Origin of the sequence: Haloarcula sp. CBA1122 (genome assembly GCF_009741785.1) — an archaeon.
GTDB classification, from domain to species: domain Archaea; phylum Halobacteriota; class Halobacteria; order Halobacteriales; family Haloarculaceae; genus Haloarcula; species Haloarcula hispanica.
The window spans coordinates 101677-115305 of the sequence record NZ_WPCB01000005.1; the positions used below are offsets into that span (position 1 = coordinate 101677).

General features: G+C 65.0%; 15 protein-coding genes and 1 pseudogene. 5 read left to right on the forward strand and 11 right to left on the reverse strand.

Features of this window, described 5'->3' with window-relative positions; translation table 11 throughout:
- Nucleotides 1-66: 66 nt before the first annotated feature.
- Both GJ630_RS03480 and GJ630_RS03485 read left to right on the forward strand, forming a co-directional pair.
- On the forward strand, nt 67-348 hold the full coding sequence (locus GJ630_RS03480) for a hypothetical protein (protein ID WP_050007106.1): 282 nt from the start codon (nt 67-69) through the stop codon (nt 346-348).
- A 97-nt stretch (nt 349-445) separates the two neighbouring features.
- Nucleotides 446-1396, forward strand: coding sequence for a zinc-dependent metalloprotease (locus GJ630_RS03485; protein ID WP_014040293.1), 951 nt, complete (start codon nt 446-448; stop codon nt 1394-1396).
- Nucleotides 1397-1432: 36 nt separating this feature from the next.
- On the opposite strand, the gene GJ630_RS03490 is transcribed toward GJ630_RS03485, so the two are convergent.
- Nucleotides 1433-1963, reverse strand: a complete 531-nt coding sequence (locus GJ630_RS03490) for an Rrf2 family transcriptional regulator (RefSeq protein WP_023843253.1) — start codon at nt 1961-1963, stop codon at nt 1433-1435.
- 76 nt (nt 1964-2039) lie between these two features.
- Nucleotides 2040-3584 (reverse strand): alkaline phosphatase family protein, encoded by a 1545-nt coding sequence (locus GJ630_RS03495; protein ID WP_050038024.1) that lies wholly within the window; start codon nt 3582-3584, stop codon nt 2040-2042.
- Nucleotides 3585-3705: 121 nt separating this feature from the next.
- Between GJ630_RS03495 and GJ630_RS03500 the strand changes: the two genes are divergently transcribed.
- Nucleotides 3706-4131 (forward strand): DUF5796 family protein, encoded by a 426-nt coding sequence (locus GJ630_RS03500; RefSeq protein WP_050038025.1) that lies wholly within the window; start codon nt 3706-3708, stop codon nt 4129-4131.
- A gap of 41 nt (nt 4132-4172) precedes the next feature.
- Here GJ630_RS03500 and GJ630_RS20275 read toward each other — a convergent pair whose 3' ends face one another.
- On the reverse strand, nt 4173-4307 hold the full coding sequence (locus GJ630_RS20275) for a hypothetical protein (protein WP_004517924.1): 135 nt from the start codon (nt 4305-4307) through the stop codon (nt 4173-4175).
- A gap of 85 nt (nt 4308-4392) precedes the next feature.
- On the opposite strand from GJ630_RS20275, the gene GJ630_RS03505 reads away from it, so the two are divergent.
- Complete coding sequence (locus GJ630_RS03505) at nt 4393-6510, forward strand: CDC48 family AAA ATPase (RefSeq protein ID WP_191449392.1); 2118 nt, start codon at nt 4393-4395, stop codon at nt 6508-6510.
- 264 nt (nt 6511-6774) lie between these two features.
- Here the strand turns inward: GJ630_RS03505 and GJ630_RS03510 are convergent, their stop codons facing one another.
- The 5 genes from GJ630_RS03510 to GJ630_RS03530 form a co-directional block, all read right to left on the reverse strand.
- Nucleotides 6775-7794 (reverse strand): DUF4349 domain-containing protein, encoded by a 1020-nt coding sequence (locus tag GJ630_RS03510; RefSeq protein ID WP_064288020.1) that lies wholly within the window; start codon nt 7792-7794, stop codon nt 6775-6777.
- A gap of 78 nt (nt 7795-7872) precedes the next feature.
- A complete protein-coding gene (locus tag GJ630_RS03515) occupies nt 7873-8691 on the reverse strand; it encodes a carbon-nitrogen family hydrolase (RefSeq protein ID WP_191449393.1) in 819 nt (272 codons plus the stop codon).
- Entirely contained in the window at nt 8688-9119 is a 432-nt protein-coding gene (locus GJ630_RS03520) for an SRPBCC family protein (protein WP_008309269.1), read from the reverse strand. The genes GJ630_RS03515 and GJ630_RS03520 overlap by 4 nt, the downstream gene beginning before the upstream one ends.
- Before the next feature lie 67 nt (nt 9120-9186).
- Complete coding sequence (locus tag GJ630_RS03525) at nt 9187-9414, reverse strand: hypothetical protein (protein ID WP_004592831.1); 228 nt, start codon at nt 9412-9414, stop codon at nt 9187-9189.
- A gap of 64 nt (nt 9415-9478) precedes the next feature.
- Nucleotides 9479-9682: a hypothetical protein gene (locus GJ630_RS03530; RefSeq protein ID WP_004961543.1), complete on the reverse strand. Its 204-nt coding sequence runs from the start codon at nt 9680-9682 to the stop codon at nt 9479-9481.
- 114 nt (nt 9683-9796) lie between these two features.
- On the opposite strand from GJ630_RS03530, the gene GJ630_RS03535 reads away from it, so the two are divergent.
- On the forward strand, nt 9797-10984 hold the full coding sequence (locus GJ630_RS03535) for an LEA type 2 family protein (RefSeq protein ID WP_191449394.1): 1188 nt from the start codon (nt 9797-9799) through the stop codon (nt 10982-10984).
- Nucleotides 10985-11008: 24 nt separating this feature from the next.
- Here the strand turns inward: GJ630_RS03535 and GJ630_RS03540 are convergent, their stop codons facing one another.
- From GJ630_RS03540 to GJ630_RS03550, 3 genes and pseudogenes are all read right to left on the reverse strand, one after another.
- Nucleotides 11009-11239 (reverse strand): HalOD1 output domain-containing protein, encoded by a 231-nt coding sequence (locus tag GJ630_RS03540; RefSeq protein WP_050007103.1) that lies wholly within the window; start codon nt 11237-11239, stop codon nt 11009-11011.
- A 147-nt stretch (nt 11240-11386) separates the two neighbouring features.
- Nucleotides 11387-12421 (reverse strand): phosphate uptake regulator PhoU, encoded by a 1035-nt coding sequence (locus GJ630_RS03545; protein ID WP_004961528.1) that lies wholly within the window; start codon nt 12419-12421, stop codon nt 11387-11389.
- A gap of 106 nt (nt 12422-12527) precedes the next feature.
- Nucleotides 12528-13597 (reverse strand): annotated as a pseudogene (locus GJ630_RS03550) (ATP-NAD kinase family protein).
- Between the last annotated feature and the right edge of the window lie 32 nt (nt 13598-13629).

Below are 13629 nucleotides of genomic sequence, written 5' to 3' on the forward strand. Positions count from 1 at the left end.
TCTGGGACCGTCCCACCGTGGCTCTGGTACCGCCACGGCTAAGAGTCACGGCGTCGAACTGTCAGTATGGCCGAATTCACTCTCCTCGAACTGCATCTGGACGGCGCTGAGTTCACTGCGAACGCCCCGTTCAGTGCTCCCGACGATGATGACGAGTCGGACAGCAAATCACGGTGGTCCCGGTCCCGGACGAGCGAGACGACCAACGAAACGGACGCTGAGGCTGACGGTGGCCGTAACGTCGGTCGCCTCGCGCTCGCGGTACTCGGTGCCGTCGGGCTCGTCGCGGTCGTCCTGCGTCTGTACCTCGGCGGGTCAGACGGGGACGACCGCGACGAAGCCCTGTAAGGGACAGCGTCCAACTCCACAGCAAGGCCACGAACCGAACGCCGGTGGTCGTTTTCACAGGGAGAAGGCCTATTTTCTCCGGCCACATTTCAGACGTATGGGAATATACCACAGCGTTCAGGCTGTCGCCGGTGCGACCGGTGACGGCCCCATCGACTGGAGTGCCGTCGCCGACGCCGCGAAGGGCGCGACGGACACGGGCGACCTCACCGTCGAGACGCCCGAACGCGACGGCTACGCCACCGACGTTCGGGACGCCAGAGATCGCGTCCGGGAGGTCGGCGAACTCGCCTTCGACCTGCCCGAAACCGTCGAGATCCAGAACCGCCACCACTGGATTGACGCCAACGTCGCCACGTTCAGCCGCGTGATGGAGCCGATTGAACAGCAGGCCGAGTACATCCCCGGCATCGCCCGCGTCGTCAACACCGGATCGATGGCCGTTGCGCTCTCGTTTCTGGGGAACAACGTCCTGGGTCAGTACGACCCCGTCCTGCTCGCGGACAACGACGCCCACGCGCTGTACTTCGTGCGCCCCAACATCCATCGGGTCGCCGACCAGTTGAACGTCGAGCGGGACCGCTTCCGCCGCTGGATCGCGTTCCACGAGGTCACCCACGCGGCGGAGTTCGGCGCGGCCCCGTGGCTGTCCGACCACCTCGAAACGGCGATGGAGGACGCCATCGACAACCTCACCGACGGCAACATCGACCGGACGACGCTGGGCGAACTCGACACCACGATGACCGCCGTCGAGGGGTACGCGGAACTGCTGATGGACCGCGCCTTCGACGACGAGTACGACGACCTGCGCCGGAAAGTCGACGAGCGCCGGCAGGGGCGTGGCCCCATCGCGTCGCTCATGCGCCGGCTGCTCGGCCTCGGGATGAAGCGCCAGCAGTACGAACGCGGGAAGGCGTTCTTCGACACGGTCGCCGACGCCCGCGGCGTCGCTGCGGCCGGGCGCGTCTGGGACTCGCCGGACACCCTCCCCACCGAAGACGAGATAGAGACGCCGACGCTGTGGATCGACCGCGTCGACCCCTGAAAGCGCTACAGCACACTGCGTGGCCGCACGGACCGCTTATTTCTCCGGTTCTTCCACAGGCGCTTCGATCTTCGCGACGTCGAGGAGGATTTCGCTGTTCGATTCGTCGACGGCGACAACCGTCCCGGCGACGACGAGCTTCGAGATTGGCGTCGGCCCGAGAATGACGGCCTGTCCCTCGCTGAAGTCCTGCACCGAGCTCTGGAGGTGGAACCGGGCACGGCACTTCTCCGGGTCGTGGACGTTCGTGAAGTTGATTTCCTCGACGGTGACGTCGACGCGCTCGTAGTCGTGGGCAACGACGACGCTCTCGGCCTCGTCTATCTGTTGGCGGTCGATTGCGTCGAAGGCCTCGGACGTCGGCTTGTACCCGCCCGTCGGGCCGGGAATGCCTTCGACGAGTCCCAGCGAGGTCAGACTCTGCATCTGGTTCCGTACCGTTCCGGGGTTCCGGTCGATCTCCTCCGCGATTGTCTCGCCGGTAACTGCCTCACCGGTCTGTTGATACCTGTTTACCAGCGTCGTAAGCATTGTTCGCTGGCTGTTGTTCAGATCGATGCTAACCATACCGGTGTGTATCGGGAGCGGCTACTTATCCCATTGGGTTCACTCATTTGAACGCCGGTCGAACTCACAGACGGACCTACTCCATGTATCCCAGTTGTTTCAGCCGGTCTTCGACGGCGTCGCCGTCGTCGCTTCCGAGGGCGTCCTCGATACTGAGTGGGGCACGCTCGCCGACAGCGGGGTCCTGGGGGAACACCGGGAGGACCTCGCCGCGCATGTCCGTCGGCACCGCACAGCCGTGGGCGGCCAGCACCGTCGGCGCGATGTCGAGAATGCTGATTCTGTCGAGTTCGCCCTGCGGCTCGAAGTCCGGCCCGCTGGCGGCGAAGATGCCGTAGGGCGTGTTCTCGGCCGCCCAGCGGTCGGGGCCGCTCTGGACGGTCCCGCCGCCGATGCCGTCGTTGACGTGGACGCCCGGGCGCTGGTCGACGACGACCTCCGGGCCGGCGTCGACGTAGGGGCCGTTGTACACGTCCTCGCCTCTGTAGACGTCCGTGAACAGCGGGCCGTGCTCGTCTTCTACCTCGCGGAGGTCGGCCATGAGCGACTCACGGACCGATTCTACGTCGAACCGGGGGTTGATGTACACCGGCCCCTGCCCGCTGGCGACGACCTTCGTCTGTTCCAGGTCGATGGCTTCGAGCTTTCGGTCCCGTTTGACGCCGTCGCGTTGCGGGACGAGTTGCTGGATGGACTCGGGGACGACGCGGGCAAGTGTGTCGACCAGTCCAGCCCGCTTTGCGACCGCGAGCAGGTTCTCGCGGTCGAGCCCAATTTGCGTGAGAAGCGCGTCGACGCTTGTGTCCCGAACTTGGTAGCCGTTCTCGGCCAGCCACTCGTTGATGTAGAACTCCGTCTGGGTCGCGTCACAGCCGTGGTCGGACATCAGGACGAGGTTCAGGTCCTCGCGGTCGTCGAGTCGGCCGACCCACTCGTCGACTATCTTCCACGCACGCAAGCTCGGCTCGTCGTCCCAGAAGAAGTGATGCAGGACGTTGAGATAGAACAGCGTGACGTGGACGAAATCGAGGTCCCGCTCGTCCATGAGCGTCGTCGCCACCTCGAAGCGCTTCTCTAGCAGGTCCAGAATGGCCTCGACTTCCGCGCCGCGCTCGTCGTTCGAGGACAGCAGCGGGTCCGGGTGGACGCTGTAATCGAACCGTGATTCGAGTTCGTCGGCCAGTTCCGGCGGCGAGGTGTAGCCGGAGCTGATCGACCGGTATTCGCCCTCGACGGCGTCCGGACCCCCGGCGACGACGAGGTCGTCGATGTCCCGCGGCGGGTACATCGTCGGCATGTTGACGACGCCGGCCGACTGCCCCTCGTCGTTGAGGTAGTCCCACAGCTCAGCGGTGTCGTAGTCGCCGCCGTTCATCACGTTGATCTCGCCCGCGGCGAGGTCGACGTTCTCGAACCAGAAGACGCCGAACCCGCCCGGGTCTTTGCCCGAGGAGTAGCACTTCCAGTTCGGGAACGTCACCGGCGGCAGACAGCTCTGCGTCCCCGCCCAGGTGCCGGTGTCCCGCAGCGCGGCCAGATTCGGGAGCTCGCCGGCCTCGATCCACGGGTCGAGCAGTTCCCAGCTCGCTCCGTCGAGTCCGACGACGAGGGTCTTCGTCATGGTGAGACGGAGACAGGCGAGTCACTAGTCCCTTTCGCACCCCGTCCAAGGGGTTGGGAACCGACCGGTCGGCTGAAACGGACAACGCGTCACTTTTGAGCGCGCCGCCGGAAGGGCCGGTATGAGCAACCGGTCGGACATCGCACCGGACACCGTCTCGGTCGAGTTGACCGAGGACGGCGTCGTCGTGGAGTACCTCGACGGCCGCCAGGCGTTCTATCACGGCGTCCCAACGGCGGTCGAAGGGAGTATCCAGACTGCGCCGGGAAAAGACACACACGTCCTGATTACCGACGAGACGGAGACGTCGGGCATCCTCGTGTACGTCAACGACCTCCGGACCCACGACGATATTCTCGAAGAGACAGGCGTCGGACGGGTCATCCTCGACGACGGCGAGGAGGACGAACTGTTCCCGGGTGTTACGGTCCGAGACAATCAGATGCGGACGGAAGTAGACGTGGACTACGACGTAACGAACGGCCGCGTGTTCGTCTTCGAGGAGGACGAACTCGGCGAGCGGAGCTTCGAGATCGTCGAGGCGTGATGCCTGTGGTGCGGGTGGCGTGACTGCGAGGGCGAGGGCCGCTACTGGATGTAGGACGGGTCTTCGTCGTCACAGTTCTCCTCGTGCTGGCGCGCGTCGCTCTGGTCGTCGAACATCAGGCCACAGGTCTCGCACTTGTACCAAGTGACCTCGTCTCGCTCGGTTTGGACAACCATACCTGAAATTCCGACGGCCGACCGTATATTATTTTCCCGCAACACAACGGGAACCCTCAAGGGAGTCGGATTGCAAGAAGGCGGCATGAGCGGGTCCACTGACGCCGGTGTCGAACTCACCGTCGAGGGTGCGAACAAGCGCGACGCCGGGCGCGGTATCGCACGACTACCGGAGTCCGCACGGACCGAACTCGGGGTGTTGAGCGGGTCGCCCGTCATCATCGAAGGCGACGACAGAACCGTCGTGAAGGTCTGGCCCGCGGACGACGACGGCTCCTTCGTCCGCATCGATTCAGACACCAGAGCGAACGCCGGGGTCAACATCGGCGACACGGTTACAGTGACCAGCGGGTCGGTCTCCGAGGCCACTGAGATCGCCGTCCAGTCGGTCGAACCGATACCGGGCAGCGAGGACTACGAGAGCCTGGTCAGGAAGCGGCTGGTCGACCAGATAATCCAGGACGACGAGCGGACCCACATCGAAGGGCTGGGCACGTTCCTCGTTCGCAAGACCTCTCCCTCGGGGCCGGTTCGCGTCACCGGCACGACGGCAGTGACTGTGCTGCCGGGCCTCGACGGTGGCAGCGATGCGGGCCAGTCGTCGTCCGGTGAGGCAACAACGGCGAACACACCGACCGCCGAGACGGAATCGGGGGTGAGCTACGAGGACATCGGCGGCCTCGACGAGGAACTGGATCGTATCCGTGAAATGATAGAGATGCCCCTCTCGGAGCCCGAGGAGTTCCGCCGTCTGGGTATCGACCCGCCCAGCGGCGTGTTGCTCCACGGCCCGCCCGGGACGGGGAAGACCCTTATCGCGCGAGCGGTGGCAAACGAGGTCGACGCCTACTTCGATACCATCTCCGGCCCCGAAATCGTCTCCAAGTACAAGGGCGAGAGCGAGGAACGCCTACGCGAGGCCTTCGAGAAAGCGGAAGCGAACGCACCGGCTATCCTCTTCGTCGACGAAATCGACTCCATCGCCGGCTCCCGCGACGAGGACGCCGACATGGAGAACCGGGTCGTCGCCCAGTTGCTCACGCTGATGGACGGCCTCGAAGACCGGGGCCGGGTCGTCGTCATCGGGGCGACGAACCGCGTCGACGCCATCGACCCGGCGCTGCGCCGCGGTGGCCGCTTCGACCGCGAAATCGAGGTCGGCGTCCCTGGCGAACACGGCCGCCGCGAGATTATGGACGTCCACACGCGGGATATGCCGCTGCACGACGACGTGGACCTCGACCGCATCGCCGCACAGACCCACGGCTTCGTCGGGGCGGACCTCGCGTCGCTGACCACCGAGGCCGCAATGGCCGCGCTCCGGGCCGACCGCGACGACGGCGACGTCCACCAGGACGACTTCGAGACCGCGCTCGCCACCGTCGACCCCAGCGCGATGCGGGAGTACGTCGCCGAGTCGCCGACGGCGACCTTCGACGACGTGGGCGGGCTGTCCGAGGTCAAGCAGACGCTGACGGAGGCCATCGAGTGGCCGCTGTCGTACACTGAGCTGTTCACCGCGACCAACACCGACCCGCCGAGCGGCATCCTGCTGTACGGCCCGCCGGGGACAGGCAAGACGCTGCTGGCTCGGGCCGTCGCTGGCGAGAGCGACGTGAACTTCATCCACGTCGCCGGCCCCGAAATCATGGACCGCTACGTCGGCGAGAGCGAGGAGGCGGTCCGGGAACTGTTCGAGCGCGCCCGCCAGACCGCGCCGAGCATCATCTTCCTCGACGAGATCGACGCCATCGCCAGCCATCGCGGCCAGGGCAACGAGGTCACCGAGCGCGTCGTCTCGCAACTGCTCGCCGAACTGGACGGCATCACGGAGAACCCCAATCTGGTCGTACTGGCTGCGACTAACCGCCGGGACATGATCGACGATGCGCTCCTGCGACCGGGTCGCCTCGAACAGCACGTCGAGGTCCCGAACCCCGACCGTGAAGCCCGCGAGGAGATTCTCGCCGTCCACACCGACGGAAAGCCGCTCGCTGATGACACCGATATGAGGGACCTCGCCGAGGAGACCGACGGCTTCTCGGGTGCAGAACTGGAGGCCGTCGTCCGCGAAGCGTCGATGCTGGCCATCCGTGAGGTGGCGTCCGCCTACGGGCCGGAAGAGGCCACCGAGAACGCCGACGAAGTGGAGATCACGCCAGAACACTTCGGTGAAGCGCTGGAGCGGGAACGGACGCGGTAGCTCGCGTGGCTCGCTGGGAATCTTGGTCGGACTATCCGCTGAGCGGGAGCGCTTCGTCGGTAGTATCCGAAAGACGAGGAGAGGCGAAAGGGTCGACTCCGGGAGAGGAGTGAAAAGGCTGTCCGGACAGCCTTGGCGGACGAGCGACGCCGAGTGGCCGAGCAGCGAGACGGGCGTTAGCGCCGGCATCGACGTGAAAAGCGCCTTGCCGGCAGCTACTCGTAGCGAGTGCACACGCAAAAAAGGCCCGGTGTTCGGTTCCGGCTACGCGTCCCTGTCTGGCGACTCCATGTCCGATTCCTCAGTGGATTCCTGCTGTGGGGCGTCGCTTTCGCCTCCACCGGCACTGTCTTCTGTGGCGGGTTCCGACGCGCCACGTCGGCCCAGCAGCGGGACCGACCGACCGCGAAGGAGCCGTCGGCCACCGACGACTGGGACGGCGAGGACGACGAGCCACGGAGCGAGACTCGCGGCGGTCACCAGCAGCCCACGAGTGAACACGTACACGTCGGTCACTGACGAGAGGAACGCAGCGACAAGCGACCGCTCGTGGTACGGCACCTGCTGGGCCGACGGTTCCGGCGCTGGCTCGTGAATCTCGACGCGCAGCGTCGAGTAGGCGACCCGCTGTTCGAGCGAGCGCTTCTGTGCTTCGAGGCGTTCGATGTCACTCTGAACCGACGACAGTTCCTCTTCGATGCGGAGCAGTTCCGCCGTGCTGTTTGCCTGCTCGTAGAAGGTCCGCAGTCGGTCGCGGCGCTCCCGGAGGTTGGTCAGCCGCGCTTCGAGGTCGACCAGTTTGTCGGTCACGTCTTTCGTGGTCGTTTCCTCGGAGCGCACCGTCCCCTGCTCGCTCACCATCGACTGCGTCGGTTCGTACTCCTCGCTTGGCACTCTGACCACGATGTACCCGGTGTACCACGCCTCGCCGTCGCTGCGGTGGAGTTCGCGGTTGGAGTCGCTCACGTACCCGCCGGACGTGCGCGCCCGAGCAGCGATTGCGTCGGCTGTCGTGGAGTAGTTCTCCACTTCGACCACCATCCGACCGTTGCGGATGATGGCCCGGTCAGCCGCCGCGTCGCCGGCCTGAATATTCCCGCTATCCGCGGCGTTCGCCTCGGAGTCCGCTTCGACGGGTTGGCTCGACCCGCCGTCGCCGCTGGACATCTGTGCGCCGTCACCGCCGCCCTGTGCCTCGCCCGCATCGCCGCTCCCACCCATACCGGTACAGCCGGCAAGGAGGAGGAGACCGACGACAGCGAGGACCCTGATTCGCGAAGCCATACGGGTCGTACTCGTCCTGAGAGCGGCATAACGACGGCGAACGCTCAAAAACCGCTTTTTGTAAAACAGCGACTGCAGTTACGACCAGTCCGTCCGGCGGTCAGCGAGCGCCGGGAACTCCTCGCGGACCTGGTCGACGCGAGCAGGGTCGAGGGTGGCAGTCACCAGCGCCGGGTGGTCGTCGGCGCTGGCGAGCGTCGTTCCCCACGGGTCGTACACCGTCGACCGACCCAGCAGTTCCGCGTCCTCGAACTGGCCGACACCGTTCGCTGCGGCGACGTACAGCTGGTTTTCGACGGCGCGGGCGCGGCCGAACAGCTTCCAGTGCTCCACGCGCGGATAGGGCCACGCGCTCGGGACGAGCGTCAGCGTCGCGCCCTCGTCGACGAGATGGCGATACAGCTCCGGGAACCGGAGGTCGTAGCAGGTGGTAATGCCGACGGTGAACCCCTCGAAGTCGACGGTCGGAATCCTCCGGCCGGCTTCGAGCAGTTGGGACTCCGCCGAGTCGTAGCCGAACAGGTGATGTTTGCGGTACACCGCCTGTCGCTCCCCGTCGCGGTCGAAGAACACGGCGGTGTTCGCCATCCCCTCCGGAGCCGGCGTGTCGAAGCCGCTGTCGGCGCTGGCTTCGAGGTCCTCGACGATACTTCCGGCGAGCACCGCCACGTCGTTGTCCGCGGCGACGCCGCGGATTCGGGTGAGTGTCTCGCCCTCCAGCCCCTCTGCTTCGCGGGCGTAGCGGTCGAACGCGAAGTAGCCGACGTTGAACAGTTCCGGGAGCACGACGAGGTCCGCGCCGTCCGCGGCCGCGTCCTTGATGGCGGTGGTTGCGCGGCCGACGTTCTCTGCCACCGCGTCCGACGACACGTCTATCTGGGCAAGCGTGAGTCTCATGCTTCGACTTCGAGGTCGTCCCGCAGCGCCTGTTCGAGGTTCTGCATCTCGTCGTCGAGGTTCCGCTTGAAGAACCGCTCGACGCCCGGGAGCTTGCCGTCGACGATGAACCGGTTGGTCAGTTTCGTGCCGCCGTCGGCCGTCTCTTCGAGTTCGTGTTCGCCCTGGACGGTCATCACTTTCGAGCGACCGATGAAGCGGGCGTACTCCGGGCGGCGCTGTTCGACGTCCTCGGTTTTCACCGTCATCGTCTGGCTGACCACTGGAATCGGGAGTTCTATCGACCAGTTCGCGTGTGTGTCGTCGATGACTTCCCAGTCTGTGACGACGCTGATCGGCCGGGCCCGTTTATCCGGGTCGGTGATGAATTCCCAGACACGCTCCGGTGTGGCCGGCACAGTCATCGTTCGCTCGGCCCGGACAGTCATGGAAGGTACTCGGGACTACTGGCCGATGAATCCACCGATTGTCACAGTGCGTAAAACCCGGCAGCGGCTATCCCGTCGGTGTGACGCGCCACGTCGTCGACCGTGCCCGTCCCCACTTCTCGATCTCGACTTCGTCGGCCTCCTCAGCTAAGCGTGGCAGCCGCGCTCCCACTTGCTTCGACGAGAGGCCGAGCTGCTCAGCGATGTTCTTCGCGCGGAAGTAGCTCTCTCCACGCGAGACGCTGTCCCGGAGATATTCGAGAATGCGTCGGTCTTCCTCGCTGTAATCGGCCATACTAGAGAATGGGTCTCAGCGTTTTTAACGGTTCCCTTCACAGTCTCTCCGCTGATACCGGGCGTCAGGCGTCGTAGGCGTGAATCGCCACGATAGCCACAGCCGCGGCCAGCATTGCGAGCCCGAACGCGCCGCCGGACGTCACGAGCAGATTGCCGGTCTCAAGCTCCTGTGCGTGCAGAATCGCGTAGTTGTAGCTGTTGGTTGCTGTGACTACGGCCGCGCCGACCGAGACGAGTCCGAACAGCAGGGCCAGGCCCGTCCCCATGTCGCTTTTGGACGCCTTGGAACTCATGTACGACGCTTTCGGTGTTGCCCACTTAGTTCATTCGGGCTGGGGCCACAGGACATATACCGGCCCGTCGAAGATGGGTGTACAACTATGGGATGGTTGAAAATAGTTGGTGTGCTGGTCGTCGCGGTCGTCGCTGTCGCAGGGGGCAGCGTCGCGCTCGGCGTTCTGGGCACACCCAGCGTCGCGTCCGTGGACAACCACTTCGCGGACGTCTCGAACCAGACGACCGCTGTGGCGACGAACCTGACCGTGACCAACCCCAACCCAGTCGGTGTCCAGCTGGGCGGTGTCGGACTCAATTACACCATCTCGATGAACGGCGTGGAGATGGCACAGGGCGACAGGCAGGGCATCGGCCTCGGGACCGGCAACTCGACGCTCGCGTTCAGCACCGAGATGCAAAACGACCGTATCCCGCCGTGGTGGGTCACCCACATCGACAACGGCGAGACGACGACGGTCGGTATCGACGCTACCGTCACCTCCTCAACGCTCGGGGGCCGGTCAGTGTCGTTCAGCCAGGAGCGGACCATCGAGACGGACCTCCTCAGCCAGTTCAACTCCACCGAGACGCGCCCCGTCGAGGCGGACCAGCCGCTTGTCTCGGACCCCGTCATCTACATCAACGAGACCCGCGGCGCGTGGGACCAGGAGAACCTCACCCAGTCCGAGACGCCGCTGAACCTCGCGTTCGACGTGTACAACCCCAAGCCGTACCCCTACACGATCACCAAAGTCGGTTACACCATCCGGATGAACGACGTGACCGTCGGCGAGGGCGAGACTGACCGTGGCTATGTCCTCAGCCCCGGCCAGGAGACGACACTCGAAGCGAACACCGCTATCCAGAACGGGAACCTCGACCGCTGGTGGGTGACCCACCTCCAGCGAAACCAGCGGACGGACCTCTACATCGATTTCTACCTCGTGCTGGAGGGCGGCGGGGAGCAGTTCCGGGTCGATCTGGACGCTATCGATTACCAACAGGAGATCCAGACGGATATCTTCGGCAACAAAGCGCAGTACCCGACCGGCAACGGAACGAGCGCTGAGCCCGACAACGGGTCGGCCGACGAGTCACCGGACGGCGACGAGGAAACTGAAACCCCGACGCCGACACCGACGGAGACCGAGACGGATGACGGGCTACTGGGTGGCGGCGAGTCTGAGACGGAAACCGCAACGCCAACCGAGACGGAGACAGAATCGGAAACCGCGACGCCGACGGAGACAGCGACTGAGACCGAAACCGACGACGGCGGCCTGCTCGGGTAGCCAGCGCTGCCAGTTTACTATCCCTCAGTTCTCGACACAGAGCGTCCCCGTGTCATCGACTGATACCGTGTAGCCACAGTACTGGAACAACATCGGCAACTCCTCTGGCGGGGCGTCCAGCACTGCGTCCAGTCGTTCACCGTCGACGACTAGGCTGAGGTTCCCGAGTTGGGTGGGGTGACAGTCCTCGAGCGTCGCGACGGCCTCTCTGACTGCGACATGAACGGCAGTCGATTGGGCGACGGTGCGCTTCATACGAGGACTACGACTCGAAGCCCAAAGAGACACGCGTTTTTCACAACTCCCTGTCGTTGTAGTGAACCTGATATTGCGGGCGGCGACGAATTGTCAAAACCGGGCTGTCGCTATGACCCGAAACTGGGAGTCGGCGGTGGCCGGTGCTCACTCGATGGTCGTGTGCTCGGACTCCTCGTTGAGCGCGAGGTTCGTCGCAATCTCGGCGCTCCGGACCGCGAACTCGGCGGTCTGCTGGAGGCTGACGAGCACTTCACGCACTTCCAGCAGCGCCTCGTTGTCCATCTCCGGCAGGTCATCGAGAATCTCGTGTTCCTTGTCGCCGATGTCCTTGTACAGCTCTCGGACCTGAATCGCGGTGTCGTAGTTGCGGTCGACAGCTGCCTGGACCGCAAGTTCGGTGATGTCGTTGACCTGGTCGGTGAACTCGCGGATGCGGCGCATCGTGGAGCTGTCGACGTTGAGCGAGTGGTCCTCGGTCTCCAGGGCGATCTCGGCGATGTCCTCGGCGTTGTCCGCCGTCAGTTCGAGGTTCTTCGCAATCGAGCGGTAGCCGATAAGCGGGAAACCGTCGTTGAGGCCGATAGCCCGCGCGAGGTTGGGGTTCTGGTAGGCCGTGAAGATGAGCCGTAGCAGCAGGACGAATATCTTGTTGGCCTGTCGCTCGCGGTTGAGCGCCCGCTGAGCGAGGTCGGGGTTGCCGTGGGCGAGGGATTTCACCGCCTCGTTGCGCATCGTCGAGCCGGTGGATTCCAGCCGTTCGAGGAGGTTGTTGAGCGTGAAGTCCTCCGGGTCGACGGAGCAGCGAATCGCGATTCTGTCCGGCGTCTCCTCGATGACGCCGAGGCCCATTAGCTGGGTTTCGGCGTTGTAGACGGCGTTAATGTGAGAGGATTCCAGCGTCTCGCCTTCCGGGGCTTCGACGTGGATGACGCGCCGTCCGAGCACGTACTGGGCGACGATGGCCCGCTCGACAGACGCGGCATCGAGGTTCTCTGCGTGGATGATAGCCTCTGATTCCTCGGTCTGGACGGACTCGGGCATGACTGTCAGCGTGCCTTTGCCGCCCATCCGTAGCGACACCTCGTCGCCCTTTTCGACGTCGTGCGCACTGGCCCACTCCGCCGGCAACGTCATCGCGAGCGTCGACGGCCCCAATCGCTGGACTTTCCGAGTTTCCATATGTCCTTTGTGGGGCGTGAGATACCTTAATCTTGACTATACATGATAAAATACCGGAGCCGATATATCATGGCTTACGTCTCTCGGCTGGGGAGGCCCATACAGATTAGACGACTTCGACGAGTCGGCGCTCGTGACGGCCGATGCGGACCCGCAGCCAGCCGCGCAGTTCCTCGTCGAGGTCCGAGTCACCGGTGTCGACCCGGAGCGTCCCGATACCGTCCAGTTTCCGCCGCGAGGCGACGACTTCGAGGTCACACTGCCTGATGACCGCCGGTGACAGTTGCTGATTCCCCCGGCCGAACACGAACCCCTGCCCGCCGATGGGCGAAACCACGATGACGTTTCGGTCGCCGAGGGCGTCGAGAATGTCTGACTCGGCGGCGTCACGGGCAAGCACCTCTCCGTCGCGCCACACGTCCACGCCGAGCGTCGTCCCGTCGAATCCCAGGTGTTCCTTGATAGCGCCGACAGTGCTCCCCGGACCAAGGACGTACGTGACGCCCGTTTCGACGGCGTTGGCCAGACTCTCGGCGAGGGACTCGACGCTGCCGCCGCCCAACTGCTTGGCCGACTGGCGCTGGTCGGCGACGGGAACCTCCGCGACGGCCCGGAGTTCAGTGACCACTTCCCCGCCTCTGAAGGCGTCCTCGTCGATATCGTTGACCTCCGCACGCTCCGTCTCGGAGAAGCGGGCCACAATGCGCCCGGCCGCGCGCGGCGACACGCCAAACACGGAGGAGTACACCTTGACGCCCGCCGGGACGCCCAGAATCGGGATGTCGGCATCCAGTTCGTCGAGGGTCGTCGCCACGTCGACGGCTGTGCCGTCGCCGCCGACGAACAGGATCGCGTCCACATCCGCCTCGGCGAACGCCCGGACCGCAGCTCGGGTGTCCTCGTTGGTCGTCTCGTCGGGAGTCGCCGGGGAGCCGACCACCGTCGGGTCGAACCCCGCCACACGAGCGATACCCTCCCCCATCGGGTCGCCGTAGGTAAGCAGTTTCACGTCCGTCCCCACATCGGCGAGTGACTCCAGCGCAGTCCGTGCGCGATCCGGTGCGCGTTGCTCCGCGCCGCGGCGGCGCGCCTCCGCGACTTTCCCGTCAGTGCCCTTGAGGCCGACGCGGCCGCCATCCCGGCGATGGGGTTGACCACGACACCGATTCGTCGCATTCGCTTCCTCTTGGCGACCCCGCGGCAAAAGG